Origin of the sequence: Ectobacillus sp. JY-23, from assembly GCF_023022965.1 — a bacterium.
Classification (GTDB): domain Bacteria; phylum Bacillota; class Bacilli; order Bacillales; family Bacillaceae_G; genus Ectobacillus.
Genome location: NZ_CP095462.1, coordinates 1,255,621 through 1,270,667, shown reverse-complemented (window position 1 = coordinate 1,270,667; position 15,047 = coordinate 1,255,621). Strand labels below are relative to the sequence as shown.

Here is a 15,047-nt window from a genome sequence, read left to right as displayed (position 1 = left end):
CGATGCGTTCAATACAGGATGCTCTTTACAATTGGTTAACTATTAAAACTGTAGCAGAAGCTAGGCCGGATGACGAAGCAGCAAAGGAAACATATGCATTGTTTGCAGATATGCTTTTTCATGAACATGGCGTAACAGAAACAAAGCTCGAAAAATATGAGGAAATGTATATGGTATATTACACTGCTCATGGATTGGAGAAAACGGCGCGCTTTCCATCTGAATTAATCGATTGCTATGTGGAACAAATGGAGCGTGAGCCACAAAAGTTTCAAAACTATAAGTAAAAGGTGACCCGCTTGGGTCACCTTTTACTGTACGTGTAGGCAAGTGATATAGCATATAACATATGACCAATTATCCACAGACTAAAGGCAAACCAATCATTTGGCGCCGGTACATCTTTTATGGCCAGTACGGTAAGAGGAAAGTATAAAAAAATAGTTGGTAGCGTGAGGAGGTAGGCAGTTTGCCAAGGATGCCAACCGCGATTTGCCAGTATATGCAACACCATGCCGATGAGCAAAGAAATAATTAAGTGAAAAGAAAACTCAGTCGCTTCAGACCATTGTTGATTCATATAGGGAATAAAATCGACGTTGAGGAGCAGGGTGTATACCTTGCTTCCTGTTAGAGCTTGCATGAATTTTAGAGATAAACCTAATACAATCCCCGCAATTGTACCTGCAAAAAGCCCTTTTTGCACCTCACCACTCCTCTTCAGTCTTTTTATCGCGATAGAGATGGAAATTTCCTGTTGCTAACCGTGCCTTTGTTCGCACGGTAATTCTATCCTGACAGCTTTCGCACATATATGTATGAATAGGGCGATTGCGCAACCGTTTTGCAATAGGGTTTTCATCATCCAATTTTTCAATGGTTTCACATAATACACATTTGACTCTCATATTTTCACCTCTATTCAAAATCCATTACTTTTAGTATAGCACGTTTCAAACAGTAGAAAAAAATATTTTAATTATTCAGAATTAAGTGTATCATGAAAGAAAGGGAGGTGTGACAATGGCAAATGCAGTAGAATCTACATTAAATGACGAATTGCTTTATGCTTTACGTGAGGAACGAATTGTAACTGTTGCAACAATTGATTTTGAAAAGGCTGCTCCAAATGTTAGTGCAATTTCTTGGGTATATGCTATGGACATGGCAACCGTTCGTTTTGCAGTAGATCAACGCTCTCGCATTGTAGAAAACATCCGCCATAACCCGAGCATTGTATTAAATATAATGGCAAATGAGTCGGTCTATTCTGTAGCAGGAAGTACTCGTATCATAACAGATCGTATGGAAGGGGTGCCTCTGAAATTAGCATTACTCGAGGTACATATTGAAGAGGTGCGCGATGTCATGTTTTATGGGTCTAAACTATCTACAGAACCAAAATATGAAAAAACATATGATTTACGTGCAGCTACTAAGCTGGATAATCAGGTGCTGATAGCAATTAAACAAATATAAAATATGCTTCTATACGATGTTACATGGGATTTACACAGATGTTTTTCTTGTAACACATTCTATCTCTGCTTGGTGTGACATATATTGATAGCAAACGGTTCGTCCTATCGGATAGAATCTTGTTCAGTGGAGTCGGGGGGTAGCAGATTGAGCAAAATATATGTGCTTGACACGAATGTGCTTTTACAGGATCCATTGTCAATTTTTTCTTTTGCGGACAACGAGGTAGTAATCCCTGCAGTTGTGCTGGAGGAAGTGGATTCTAAAAAACGTTACATGGATGAAGTTGGGCGAAATGCTCGCCATGTATCTAAACTTATTGATAAATTTCGTGAAATTGGTAAGTTGCACGAAAGCATTCCGCTTGAAAATGGCGGCACATTTCGTATTGAATTAAACCACCGTTCGTTTGTGCAATTGCAAGAAATTTTTGTGGAAAAAACCAATGATAATCGTATTTTAGCAGTCGCGAAAAATCTGTATTTAGAAGAACAGAGCAAACCGGATGGCAGACCTGTTATTCTTGTGAGTAAGGATGTTTTGGTGCGAGTCAAAGCTGATGCACTGGGATTGCAAGCAGAAGATTATTTGAGTGATCGTGTAATTGAAATGGATAATATATATACAGGCTTCTTAGAGTGTTACATACAAAAAGAGATTTTAAATAAATTTTATGAAAAAGGGGAACTAACAGTCACGGATTTGGCTAATCATCCATTTTATCCCAATCAATTTGTTTTAATGAAAGATGTAGTTGGTGGGTCCGGATCAGCTGTTGGTATTGTGGATCAGACCGGTAAAAAGGTTAAGAAACTTGTATTTCAAAATGAACAAGTTTGGGGTGTGCGTCCGCGAAATGTGCAGCAGATTATGGGAATGGAAATGCTGCTGCGGGATGATATTCCTCTCGTAACGCTAATCGGGAAAGCAGGTACTGGTAAAACATTGTTGGCGCTTGCCACCGGATTGATGCAAACGGAAGACTTAGGATTATACAAGAAGCTACTTGTGGCACGCCCGATTGTCCCAGTTGGAAAAGATATCGGCTACTTACCGGGAGAAAAAGAAGAAAAACTTCGCCCGTGGATGCAACCAATTTACGATAATTTGGAGTACTTATTCAATACAAAAAAACCAGGAGAGCTGGACGCAATTTTAGCAGGGATGGGTTCCATCGAAGTAGAGGCCCTCACCTACATTCGTGGGCGAAGTATTCCAGAGCAATTCATTATTATTGATGAAGCACAAAACTTAACAAAGCATGAAGTCAAAACGATTTTAACACGTGTGGGAGAGCGGAGTAAAATTGTGTTGATGGGAGATCCGCAGCAAATTGATCATCCGTATTTAGATGAATACAATAATGGTTTAACATATGTGGTAGAGAGATTCAAAGAACAAAAAATTAGCGGGCATGTCAAGTTTGTCAAAGGTGAGCGTTCGAACTTGGCACAACTTGCTGCTGATTTATTGTAAAAAAAGGGGCGCTACAACAAGCGCCCCTTTTTATATAAAACAAAATATAACCATTAACAACAGTCGTTAGTTTTTAAACTTTATATAACAGTAAGCTGTCTAATGTGCGTAATTGGAGCGGTTTTGTTGCGTCCATCGCCAAAATAAAAGTGTGCAGGCCCATCTTTTAGGGGCTTGCCCTCTTTTGAAAAGCCAAGAATAGCTTCCATGGCTTCTTCCATAGTAAGGGTATATGTATTCATTTCTGTTTTGAGCAAAACCTTTTGCGCATCAGTACCCGGCATGGCGTGCTCTAAAAATGGCCGTAAGGGTATACCGAATGTGCCTTTAATAATTTTTTCTTTCTCAAATCTAGAGATACTTTTATTAACCGGCGGGAATACCGCCCCTTCACGAATCTCTCTATCCCAATGAGCAGAAACCGCTTTTTTGTAAGCTTCTAATTCATCAGAATTGGAACGTTCTTCTTCAAAATAGGTAAGCAAATCTACTTTTCGATCATCAAAAATCCATACTCCAGGATCTAGTGTGATGGAGTAAGATACATTGCCGTTGATGAATATAATATCACTCATTGTGACTTCCCCCTCTGCATATACAATTCCCATACACCTAACAATGTTTATACGAGCTAAATAAAGTAATGAATGCACTTGGAAATAAGCCATTCTTGTCCTCTGGCTATGTTAAAGCGCTTATCTAAGTATAATCTGGTTATGAAGCGTTGTCATCTGTAATGGAGTAGAGAAATATTTCTATTGCATTTTCCTGTAACTATCTTTAATATTAAAAGATAGTTAGGAGAGTTGGACGGAAACGGAGGGAATGAATTTGGCGTCTGAGACAGTAACAAATCATCAGGAAAAGGCACTAGCCCTTCTAAAAGCTGATGCAGAAAAGATTTTAAAACTCATTCAAGTACAGATGGACCATCTGACTATGCCCCAATGTCCGTTGTATGAAGAGGTGCTGGATACGCAAATGTTTGGATTGTCCAGAGAAGTTGATTTTGCCGTTCGGCTCGGGCTCATTGAAGAAGTGCAGGGGAAAGAAATTCTTGGGGAATTAGAACGAGAATTGTCCGCTTTGCACGATGCTTTTACAAAGAGACAATAGCGGGTTCAAATAGAGAGCTCAAACTCATGTTTGAGCTTTTTTATCATTCATGCTATACATGGCAGGATGAATGCGCAGATACATAGAATAAAGGAATTATCACGCAAGAAAGAGGAATGAATATGAAAAAGTCATGGAAGTCATTGGATTACTCTTTAATACTTCCGCTTATTTTGTTGTGTGCGTTCGGTCTGATTATGGTATATAGTGCAAGTTCAATTGTGCCTTTAGTAAAGGGGAGTTTGAAAAAAGTCGGTTTGAAAAGTGATTATTTTTTCCTTTCACAGTTGAAAATCATGATACCAGGTCTTTTATTGGTGTTACTCATCTATCGTTTGCGTTTATCTGTGTTTAAAACGCGGCTAGTTACATTAATGATTTATACATTTGTACCTATAATATTACTGCTGACGGTTATTAAAGGTGATGTAGTAAACGGTGCGAAAGGTTGGATTTTTGGTGTGCAGCCTGCGGAATTTACTAAGCTTGCAGTCATCATTGCACTTTCCCGTTTCTTGGCAAAAAAGCATGAACAGCCGATATCATATATGCAAGGGATTGGCAGTATAGCGTTTTTTTTAATAATGGTACTTGGATTAATTTTAATGCAAAAAGATTTAGGGACAGATTTGTTAATTGCTGCTATTATTGGCGCCATGCTCTTGTGTTCAGGTGTTTCTATCAAATTACTTGTAAAGCGTTTTACAGTTACCGGGATTGTATGGGCCCCAATGCTTTATATTGCCTACAACTATGTTTTGAATGCCGAGCAAAAGTCTCGTTTCACAGCTGCCGCAAATCCATTTGCAGATGCTAAGGGAGACGGCTTTCATCTCATCAACTCCCTTATTGCTATTTCGGAAGGTGGCGTAGGAGGGGCGGGACTCGGAAACAGTATTCAAAAGCTTGGATTCTTACCAGAACCTCATACAGATTTCATTATGGCAATCATTGCAGAAGAGTTAGGGATTATGGGTGTTCTTATCGTGCTGGTAAGCTTGCTCACTATTATACTTCGTTCGTTTCAATTGGCACGTCAAAGTAAAGATCCGTTTGCGAGTTTCTTGGCAATTGGTATAGGCAGTATGTTGGCTATACAGACTTTTGTAAATATAGGTGGTGTAACAGGTTTGTTGCCTCTTACAGGTGTGCCTGTTCCGTTTATTAGCTCTGGTGGTAGTTCCTTGCTTGTCAATCTCATGTCGGTAGGACTGCTGTTAAATATATCAGCTCAGGTTCGAGCACAAGAAACAAAACCAGATTTATCACCAAAGCCTCATCTTGTGGTGATAAAGTAAGGTTAGATACAGAGGGTAGCTGTTTCATTTTCATATAGTATTCTAGAACAATAAAAAGCTGTCGATTTCATTCGGTAGCTTTTTGTTACGTTTATTTAAAGAAGCAATGTCAGAATACAATATGTATGAATTTGATAACAGTGAGAAGAATAGCTATATATTGTAGTAGTAAGCAAAGAAAATGTCGATAAAATGGCTTAAGATGACTAATTGTTAATAAAAACATAAAAAATAAACAAATTAGTATGTTATATTAAATGTATGTGACATACTTTTTGTGTGGTGATTGTTTTTTGTGTGGTATAATAAATTTGTGTAACAGATAGTACAGAATACTTATCATTTTCTTCAAAATAAGGTATGATGATTAAAATAGTTTTCATACCTGCCGTCGCAGCAAAGTAGAGGGGGATTTATATGGAAAAGTTGCAGAATATTCAAAAAGTGCTAGTTGCTAACCGTGGCGAAATTGCGATTCGTGTGTTTCGGGCGTGCACAGAGCTAGGACTTCGTACAGTAGCTATTTATTCGAAGGAAGATACTGGTTCCTATCACCGTTACAAGGCGGATGAAGCTTACTTAGTAGGAGCCGGAAAAAAGCCAATTGATGCGTATTTGGATATTGAAGGCATTATTGAGATTGCAAAAAGTAATCAGGTTGATGCTATTCACCCTGGCTACGGGTTCCTATCGGAAAATATTCATTTTGCAAAGCGTTGTGAAGAAGAAGGCATCATTTTCATAGGTCCTAAAAGTGAACATTTAGATATGTTTGGCGATAAGGTAAAAGCAAGAGCGCAGGCACAGGCAGCCGATATTCCGGTAATCCCAGGCAGTGATGGCCCTGTAGGAAGCCTGCAAGAAGTCGTTGCGTTTGGAGAAGAGCATGGATACCCAATCATTATTAAAGCCTCGCTAGGTGGGGGCGGAAGAGGAATGCGTATTGTTCGCAACGCTTCTGGTGTTGAAGAGGCATATCATCGTGCAAAATCAGAGGCAAAGGCTGCGTTTGGAAACGATGAAGTGTATGTAGAAAAGTTTGTGGAAAATCCAAAGCATATTGAAGTGCAGATCCTGGCAGATAAAAGTGGTAATATAGTTCACTTATACGAGCGCGATTGCTCTGTACAACGCCGCCATCAAAAGGTAGTTGAGGTAGCGCCGAGTGTTTCTTTACCGGAAGGTCTTAGGATGGCGATTTGCGAGGCAGCTGTACAGCTTTGTAAAAATGTAAACTATTTAAATGCCGGTACAGTAGAATTTCTTGTAAAGGAAGATAAATTTTACTTTATTGAAGTAAATCCTCGTGTACAAGTAGAGCATACTATCACCGAAATGATAACAGGTGTTGATATTGTTCAAACACAAATTTTAATTGCAGATGGGTTTCTGCTTCACAGCAACAGAGTTGGCATTCCCGCGCAGGAGGAAATCCGAACAAATGGTTATGCCATTCAATCACGTGTGACAACGGAAGATCCGTTAAATAACTTTATGCCAGACACAGGTAAAATTATGGCATATCGTTCGGGCGGCGGGTTCGGCGTTCGTTTAGATACTGGTAACAGCTTTCAAGGAGCCGTTATTACGCCGTACTATGATTCCTTACTCGTTAAGGTAACCACGTGGGCGCTCACATTTGAGCAAGCTGCGGCAAAAATGGAGAGAAACTTAAAAGAATTTCGAATTCGTGGCATTAAAACAAATATTCCATTTTTAGAAAATGTGGTCAAACATCCAAACTTTATGTCGGGTGAATATGATACCTCTTTCATTGATTCATCACCTGAATTATTTGTGTTTCCAAAGAGAAAAGACCGCGGAACCAAAATGCTTTCTTACATAGGTTCTGTTACAGTTAATGGTTTTCCAGGTATTGGTAAGAAAGAAAAGCCAATTTTTGCTGAGCCGCGTATGCCGAAAGTCAAATATTCTGAACCAATCTCGTCCGGTACAAAACAAATTTTAGAAGAGCGCGGCGCAGATGGACTTGTCAAGTGGGTGCAGGAGCAAAAGCGTGTACTTTTAACTGACACAACGTTCCGTGACGGTCATCAATCACTTCTTGCAACACGTGTTCGTACGCAAGATTTAAAGCGAATTGCTGAGCCAACAGCACGTTTATTGCCAAATCTATTCTCTGCAGAAATGTGGGGCGGTGCCACATTTGATGTTGCCTATCGTTTCTTAAAAGAAGATCCATGGGAACGTTTGTTGCACCTGCGCGAGCGTATGCCAAATGTATTATTTCAAATGCTGCTCCGTGCTTCTAATGCAGTAGGTTATAAAAATTATCCCGATAATGTTATTCGTAAGTTTGTTGAGTCTTCCGCACAAGGCGGGATTGATGTGTTCCGTATATTTGATAGCTTAAACTGGGCGGAAGGCATGAAAGTAGCTATTGATGCAGTTCGGCAAAATGGTAAGCTGGCGGAAGCAGCCATTTGTTATACAGGTGACATCCATGATTCGTCACGCAGTAAATATGATTTGAAATACTATACAAATTTGGCGAAAGAATTGGAGAATGCGGGAGCGCATATATTGGGAATCAAAGATATGGCTGGTTTATTGAAGCCTGCAGCTGCGTATGACCTAGTATCTAGTCTAAAAGAAACAGTTTCTATTCCAATTCATTTGCATACGCATGATACGAGTGGAAACGGCATTTTCACTTATGTAAAGGCAATTGAAGCTGGGGTAGATATTGTTGATGTTGCAGTGAGCTCTATGGCTGGCTTAACGTCACAGCCAAGCGCGAGTACGTTATATTATGCACTTGAAGGAGACGAAAGATGTCCGGATATAGATATTAAAGCTCTAGAGGAGCTTTCACATTATTGGGAAGATGTTCGTAAATATTATGTAAGCTTTGAAAGTGGCATGAATGCGCCTCATACGGAAGTGTATATGCACGAAATGCCAGGTGGACAGTACAGTAATCTGCAGCAACAAGCGAAAGCGGTTGGTTTAGCAGATCGTTTTGATGAAGTAAAAACCATGTATCGTCGTGTCAATGATATGTTTGGTGACATTGTCAAAGTTACACCGTCTTCTAAAGTTGTGGGTGACATGGCGTTGTTTATGGTGCAAAACAACTTAACAGAAGATGCGGTATATGAGCGTGGTGAAACACTGGATTTTCCTGATTCTGTCGTTGAGTTATTCGAGGGATATTTAGGACAACCACACGGTGGTTTCCCGAAAGAGCTGCAGCGCATTATTTTAAAAGGAAAAGAGCCTATTACCGTACGCCCGGGTGAATTGCTGGAGCCTGTGGATTTTCAGGATTTACAGGAAACATTATTCCATAAGTTGAAGCGTCAAGTAACAATGTTTGATTTATTGTCGTTTGCCTTATATCCAAAGGTGTTCATGGAATATCAAACGATATTTGATAAGTTCGGCAATGTTTCCGTTTTGGACACACCGACATTTTTCTATGGGATGCGTTTAGGAGAAGAAGTAGAGATGGAAATTGAAAGAGGGAAAACACTAAATGTTAAACTTGTTTCCATCAGTGAGCCGCAAGCCGATGGCACGCGTGTTGTATACTTTGAATTGAACGGTCAACCTCGTGAAGTAATTATTAAGGATGAAAGCATTAAATCAGCGATTGCACAGCGTATTAAAGGGGACAAAGACAACCCACAGCATATTAGCGCGACAATGCCAGGTACGGTTATTAAAGTACTAGTAAAGCCAGGTGACACGATTAAAAAAGGAGAATCCTTGGCAATTACAGAAGCTATGAAAATGGAAACGACTGTACAAGCACCGTTTGCTGGTGTCATTAAAGAGCTGTTTGTAAAAGATGGCGATGCTATCCAAACAGGTGATTTGCTAATCGAACTTGTAAAATAAAAAAATCCTATCCCCATTGGGGATAGGATTTTTTAACGTGTTTTACTTCTTCTTGCAAGCATGCACAGATAGCACAGTACAGCAAACAAGCAAGAAATAAACAACGCATGTAACAATGCAACGTATAGATTTAGTTCTGTATACACAACAAGCATACCGGAAACTGCTTGCAAGGACACAAGAATGAGTGCAACTAGCCAGCCCCAATAGATAACACGCTCATGCTTATACTGACGAACGGCTAAAACAGCCGCGTATAAAATCCAGAAGAAGATAAGCATCGCAGCAAAGCGATGACCCATCTGTACCCACTCGTGAAATTGAGTAGGAAGAGCGCTGTTTTTGCTACAAAGCGGGAAGCTTGGGCATGCTAAGCTCGCTCGCTCATGTCGTACAAGAGCCCCTGTGTATACAACGATGTAGCTATACAATGTAATACCGTAAATGTGAAACTTCATTTTTTTATCAACAATAAGGGCTTGCGCATTAAACTTCTTGTCCACTTCAAAGATCAGCAGTGTCAGCAAAATAACAGATGCGAACGAAATTAAAGAAATACCGAAGTGAAGTGCCAATACAGCAGCTGATTGTCCCCAAACAACAGCGGCAGCTCCAAGAAGGGCCTGTGCAATTAGAAATAAGAAAGAAACGACAGCAAGTGGTCTTGCTTCACGTGCTTTTAAGAAAAACCAAGATAACACACATAATAAAAGCACTAGAATCCCCGCAGAACCTGAAACAATTCGATGGCTTAATTCGATGACCGTTTCTAAAGTCAAAGGATCGGGTATGATTTTTCCGTGGCAAAGCGGCCAAGATTTACCGCAGCCTTGTCCGGAGCCTGTTTTTGTCACAAGAGCTCCCCCAAGTAAAACAAATAATAAAACAAAGCTTGTTATAACGCCTAGAATTTTTAACAAACGTTGCAAACGGTTCACTCTCTTTCTCTATGAAGTTATAGTGGTACATATAAATACAAGTAGAAAACGATGCAGCACCGGATGGGGCATCAGGGTTAACTCATAACTGTAACATATAAATTTAGGCTATGGTTTCCTGAATAACTTTTTCATTGTGTCTACCGCATTACAATAATATCCGCGGTAAAAGCAAGAAAACAAATTTCAAAATGAAAACGCTATTCCTACAGATTGCTATTATACACGATAGCTCATAGGACAGAGCAAGTGATATATGACAAAAAAAGTACAATTTTAGAAAGTATAGCGAGATACATTTATGAGTATAAACAATTGTGTGAGAAATTTGACAAAATGGTTTATCATAATAAGGTATTTCATGTTATGATTATAGTAGAAAGCGCAATGTTGTGAAAAGACACAAAAATTTTAAGTTTCTTTCACAAATTCTTCATGAAATATGTTTTAATATAGTCGAGTAAGTTTATAGACTAAGTGATAGGGCTGCCGTTCTTAGATGAGGGCAGGATAAGTACGGTTTCTATTTTTCTATAAAACAATATTTCTACTGTAATAATATTGTTATATAGGTCTGAACTGAAAATGTACGTGGTTTTAAAAGAACGGTATTTGTGGTCTTGAAAATGATTTGTTATTCATGTATAAGATCACGGCCATGTAACGTACATCAAAATTTGTACGCGCTTTCTCTCTCAACGAGACAAATAAATAGTGGAGTTACATAGGTAATGCCGAGTCGTTGCCATTTTGATATGTATGCATAAAAAACGGACTTGTCATGCGGCAAGTGAATGGGGGGCGAAGGGCTTTTCGTTCGCGGTTTTTTATGTACTTCTTCATGAAATACGCTTGCATAGCTGTTGAAGAAGAAGGGGGAATTTTTACATGGGGTTTACTTTAATTTTTATAAAGTACAATCTAATCAACAAAGAAAGTGGGGTTTATGAATGATGAAACAGTGGCGACTGGTTTCGCTCGTTTCCTTGCTGGCTTTACTGTTAGGGGGATGCGGTAAAGACTTTCAATCTACCTTGATTCCGCAAGGTGAAGTGGCGAAGATGCAATATGATTTATTGCTATTATCAACTGCAATCATGGTACTCGTTGTATTGGTGGTTACGGCGATCTTTATTTATGTAGTCGTGAAGTTCCGTCAAAAGAAAGGGCAGGAGAACTATATTCCAAAACAGGTGGAGGGCAATCATAAGCTTGAAATCATTTGGACTGTAATTCCGATTCTTCTCTTGTTGGTGTTGGCTGTTCCAACTGTTACATACACCTTCAAGTTAGCAGATGTAAAGCCTGCGCAAAAGCAAAAGCTTGATAAAGATACGATTGTTATTGATGTAAGTGCACGCTTGTACTGGTGGGAATTTGCTTATAAAAATGAGAAGATTGTGACTTCTCAGGATATGGTGATTCCGACAGGGAAGAAAGTGTACTTAAACCTGAAGGGAGCAGATATTAAGCACGCATTCTGGGTACCTTCATTAGCAGGAAAAATTGATACCAATCCGGACAATGTGAACATGATGTGGTTGAAAGCTGATAATCCTGGCACTTATAACGGATTTTGTACAGAGCTTTGCGGACCTTCCCATGCTTTAATGCAGTTTAAGGTAAAAGCGGTTAGTCCGGAAGAATATGAGGCTTGGACAGCATCCATGAACAAGCTTGATGGTAAGCAAACAACAGCATCCGCACAAGCAGAAGAAGGACAAGAGATTTTCCAAAAGAGTTGTATTGGTTGCCATGCGGTAGATGCAAATGACGCACGACCAGCGGCTGCACGTATCGCGCCAAACTTAGCTAACTTTGGCGATCGTGAGTTGGTAGCTGGTATTGTAGAAAACAATGAAGAAAATGTAAAACAATGGTTAAAGGATCCTGAAGGCATGAAGCCGGGGAACTTAATGACTGGTAAATACGGCAATTTAACCGATGAGCAAGTGGATGCATTAACTGCGTATCTGCTAGGTTTAAAGGTTGAGAAGTAAGGGGAAGAGGGGGTAAAGACGTGAGTTCTGTAGCAAAGAAAAAAAGTGTTCTTTGGGACTACTTAACAACGGTTGACCATAAGAAGATTGCCATTCTCTACTTGATGGCAGGTGGCATATTCTTTTTAGCCGGCGGCTTAGAAGCGTTGTTTATTCGTTATCAGTTGGCGATTCCCAACAATGATTTTCTTGTAGGGGATGCATACAACCAGGTTCTGACGATGCACGGCACAACGATGATTTTTTTGGCAGCCATGCCGCTTGTGTTTGCATTTTTGAACGCGGTTATACCGCTTCAAATCGGGGCACGAGACGTAGCGTTTCCGTATATTAACGCACTAGGCTTTTGGTTATTCTTTTTTGGTGGCGTTTTCTTAAATGCAAGTTGGCTTTTAGGGGGCGCACCTGATGCAGGGTGGACATCTTACGCATCACTAACAATGGCTGCAAAAACACATGGTGTGGATTTTTACATACTGGGGCTTCAAATTTCCGGTATCGGAACATTAATTGGTGGTATTAATTTCTTGGTAACGATTATTAATATGCGTGCACCAGGTATGACATATATGCGTATGCCTTTGTTTACTTGGACTGGGTTTGTAGTATCTGCTTTAATTTTGTTTGCGTTTCCTCCGTTAACGGTAGGTTTAGCTCTATTAGGACTTGATCGTTTATTCGGAACACAGTTTTTTAATCCGGCTCTTGGTGGCAACACAGTAATTTGGGAGCATTTATTCTGGATTTTCGGTCACCCGGAAGTATATATCTTGATTTTGCCGGCATTTGGTATTTTCTCCGAGATTCTTGCAACGTTTTCTAAAAAGCGTTTGTTTGGATATTCTTCCATGGTATTTGCAACGGTATTGATTGGATTTTTAGGATTCATGGTATGGGCGCATCATATGTTTACAACGGGTCTTGGTCCAATTGCAAACTCCATTTTTGCAGTAGCAACCATGGCGATTGCGGTACCGACTGGTATTAAAATTTTTAACTGGCTCTTTACGATTTGGGGCGGAAATATTCGTTTTACAGTAGCGATGCTGTACGCAGTTTCTTTTATTCCAACGTTCGTAATGGGCGGTGTTACAGGTATTCAGCTAGCATCAGCTCCAGCTGACTATCAGTTCCACGACTCTTATTTCGTAGTAGCGCACTTTCACTATGTTATCGTGGGCGGTGTTGTATTAGGTCTATTAGCAGGTGTGCATTATTGGTGGCCTCTTATGTTTGGTAAGATTTTGGATGAAGGTCTTGGTAAGGTATCGTTTTGGTTGTTCTTTAGTGGCTTCCACTTAACGTTCTTCATTCAGCATTTCTTAGGCTTAATGGGAATGCCGCGTCGCTACTTTACTTTCTTACCAAATCAGGGTCTAGAAACAGGGAACTTAATCAGTTCTATCGGCGCAATCTTTATGGCATTGGGCGTAATTGTGCTATTGTACAATATCGTGAAAACAACAGCTTCTGGTAAACCTGCCGGCCGTGATCCTTGGGGAGACGGACGTACACTTGAGTGGGCATTGCCGAGTCCGACACCAGAATACAACTTTAAGCAATTACCGTTTGTACGTGGTTTAGATGCATTCTGGATTGAGAAAATGGAAGGTAAAAAAGAAATGACGCCGGCTGAGCCTGTTGGTGATATTCACATGCCAAACTCATCCTTCTTACCGTTCGTGACGTCGTTCGGATTGTTTGTTGCAGCGTTTGGGGCCATGTATATGGAAGGTGGAAAAGACAAGCTGTGGCTTGCAGTAGCGTTAATTGGTTTACTGATTACACTCGGTGCGATGTTCCTTCGCTCTGTAATTGATGATCACGGCTATCATATCCATAAAGAAGACCTAGAGGATGACAAGGGGGGGAAGGCATAATGCATGCAGAAGAGAAATTCACAGCTGAAACATTCCCTGCTGATGCAGAAAGAGCGACCCTTGAAGGGAAAAATAAGTTTTTAGGATTTTGGTTGTTCCTTGGGGGAGAGACGGTACTGTTTGCCTCTCTCTTCGCCACATATCTATCTTTAAAAAATTCAACAAATGGTGGTCCGTCAACACAAGAAATGTTTGATATGACACTTGTGTTTGTTGCGACAATGCTCCTGTTAACAAGTAGTTTAACAAGTGTGTATGCTATGTATCATATGAAGAACTTTAACTTCAAGCAAATGCAATTTTGGTTAATTATTACTGTATTGCTTGGTGCAGGGTTTTTAGGTCTTGAAATTTATGAGTTCAATCACTATATACATGAGTATAAGTTGACGATGAAAAGCAGTGCGTTTGGTTCAGCATTCTATACGCTAGTTGGTACGCACGGTGCCCACGTATTCTTCGGCTTGCTATGGATAACAACGTTGGTAGTTAGAAATGCGAAGCGCGGATTAAATTTATATAATGCACCAAAGTATTATGTTGCTTCTTTATATTGGCATTTTATTGACGTAGTTTGGGTGTTTATTTTCACTGTAGTATATTTGATGGGGATGGTGGGATAAACAATGGCGACAAAACAAACTGGAAATCCGAATGTAGATCTTGCCTATCGTAGAAAGAAAAATGCAGAGGAAATGAAACATCAGATCATTACTTTTGCATTGATGATTTTCTTAACGGTTGTAGCATTCGTTGCAGTTGCATATCCAAAAACGTTCACTCCACTTTTTGCGGTACCGTTTATTTTGGTGTTGGCTGTTGTGCAAGTTATTTTTCAGTTGTATTATTTTATGCACATGAGTCACAAAGGACATGAGGCTCCTTCATTGTTCTTATACTCCGGTATTTTGGTTGCGTTTTTAACTGTGCTGGCATTTGTAACGATTGTTTGGCTGTAAGATGACAAAAAGGGATTGATGTACATCAATCCCTTTT

Annotated in this window: 14 protein-coding genes; 10 read left to right on the top strand and 4 right to left on the bottom strand. The window is 39.8% G+C overall.

Going from position 1 to position 15,047, the window contains the following annotated elements; all coding sequences use genetic code 11:
* Positions 1 to 2: 2 nt before the first annotated feature.
* Complete coding sequence (locus MUG87_RS06550; RefSeq protein ID WP_247086655.1) at positions 3 to 287, top strand: hypothetical protein; 285 nt, start codon at positions 3 to 5, stop codon at positions 285 to 287.
* Between the two features lie 17 nt (positions 288 to 304).
* On the opposite strand, the gene MUG87_RS06545 is transcribed toward MUG87_RS06550, so the two are convergent.
* Both MUG87_RS06545 and MUG87_RS06540 read right to left on the bottom strand, forming a co-directional pair.
* Positions 305 to 706 carry a hypothetical protein gene (locus tag MUG87_RS06545; RefSeq protein ID WP_247086654.1) on the bottom strand — a complete coding sequence of 134 codons (402 nt, stop codon included), beginning with the start codon at positions 704 to 706 and terminating at the stop codon, positions 305 to 307.
* Position 707: 1 nt separating this feature from the next.
* The gene (locus MUG87_RS06540; protein WP_247086653.1) at positions 708 to 908 is read right to left on the bottom strand and encodes a YlaI family protein; all 201 of its coding nucleotides are present in this window, start codon (positions 906 to 908) and stop codon (positions 708 to 710) included.
* Positions 909 to 1,023: 115 nt separating this feature from the next.
* Here MUG87_RS06540 and MUG87_RS06535 point away from each other — a divergent pair, with 115 nt between their 5' ends.
* Positions 1,024 to 1,479: a pyridoxamine 5'-phosphate oxidase family protein gene (locus MUG87_RS06535; protein ID WP_247086652.1), complete on the top strand. Its 456-nt coding sequence runs from the start codon at positions 1,024 to 1,026 to the stop codon at positions 1,477 to 1,479.
* A gap of 147 nt (positions 1,480 to 1,626) precedes the next feature.
* Positions 1,627 to 2,955, top strand: a complete 1,329-nt coding sequence (locus tag MUG87_RS06530; RefSeq protein ID WP_247086650.1) for a PhoH family protein — start codon at positions 1,627 to 1,629, stop codon at positions 2,953 to 2,955.
* Between the two features lie 80 nt (positions 2,956 to 3,035).
* Here MUG87_RS06530 and MUG87_RS06525 read toward each other — a convergent pair whose 3' ends face one another.
* Positions 3,036 to 3,530, bottom strand: a complete 495-nt coding sequence (locus MUG87_RS06525) for a peptidyl-prolyl cis-trans isomerase (RefSeq protein WP_247086648.1) — start codon at positions 3,528 to 3,530, stop codon at positions 3,036 to 3,038.
* A gap of 256 nt (positions 3,531 to 3,786) precedes the next feature.
* On the opposite strand from MUG87_RS06525, the gene MUG87_RS06520 reads away from it, so the two are divergent.
* The 3 genes from MUG87_RS06520 (at position 3,787) to pyc (ending at position 9,233) form a co-directional block, all read left to right on the top strand.
* Entirely contained in the window at positions 3,787 to 4,071 is a 285-nt protein-coding gene (locus MUG87_RS06520) for an Fpa/YlaN family protein (RefSeq protein ID WP_124564909.1), read from the top strand.
* Positions 4,072 to 4,193: 122 nt separating this feature from the next.
* Positions 4,194 to 5,369 carry an FtsW/RodA/SpoVE family cell cycle protein gene (locus MUG87_RS06515; RefSeq protein WP_247086645.1) on the top strand — a complete coding sequence of 392 codons (1,176 nt, stop codon included), beginning with the start codon at positions 4,194 to 4,196 and terminating at the stop codon, positions 5,367 to 5,369.
* Between the two features lie 417 nt (positions 5,370 to 5,786).
* Entirely contained in the window at positions 5,787 to 9,233 is a 3,447-nt protein-coding gene (pyc, locus tag MUG87_RS06510) for a pyruvate carboxylase (RefSeq protein WP_247086643.1), read from the top strand.
* 32 nt (positions 9,234 to 9,265) lie between these two features.
* On the opposite strand, the gene MUG87_RS06505 is transcribed toward pyc, so the two are convergent.
* Positions 9,266 to 10,162: a COX15/CtaA family protein gene (locus tag MUG87_RS06505; protein ID WP_247086641.1), complete on the bottom strand. Its 897-nt coding sequence runs from the start codon at positions 10,160 to 10,162 to the stop codon at positions 9,266 to 9,268.
* A gap of 959 nt (positions 10,163 to 11,121) precedes the next feature.
* On the opposite strand from MUG87_RS06505, the gene coxB reads away from it, so the two are divergent.
* From coxB to ctaF, 4 genes are read left to right on the top strand one after another with little or no spacing between them, the layout of a single operon-like run.
* On the top strand, positions 11,122 to 12,171 hold the full coding sequence (gene coxB / locus MUG87_RS06500; RefSeq protein WP_247086639.1) for a cytochrome c oxidase subunit II: 1,050 nt from the start codon (positions 11,122 to 11,124) through the stop codon (positions 12,169 to 12,171).
* Positions 12,172 to 12,191: 20 nt separating this feature from the next.
* A complete protein-coding gene (ctaD, locus tag MUG87_RS06495) occupies positions 12,192 to 14,051 on the top strand; it encodes a cytochrome c oxidase subunit I (RefSeq protein ID WP_247086637.1) in 1,860 nt (619 codons plus the stop codon).
* On the top strand, positions 14,051 to 14,674 hold the full coding sequence (ctaE, locus tag MUG87_RS06490; protein ID WP_247086635.1) for a cytochrome c oxidase subunit III: 624 nt from the start codon (positions 14,051 to 14,053) through the stop codon (positions 14,672 to 14,674). Before ctaD ends, ctaE begins: the two co-directional genes overlap by 1 nt.
* 3 nt (positions 14,675 to 14,677) lie before the next feature.
* Positions 14,678 to 15,010 carry a cytochrome c oxidase subunit IVB gene (gene ctaF, locus MUG87_RS06485; RefSeq protein ID WP_247086633.1) on the top strand — a complete coding sequence of 111 codons (333 nt, stop codon included), beginning with the start codon at positions 14,678 to 14,680 and terminating at the stop codon, positions 15,008 to 15,010.
* Positions 15,011 to 15,047 lie beyond the last annotated feature (37 nt).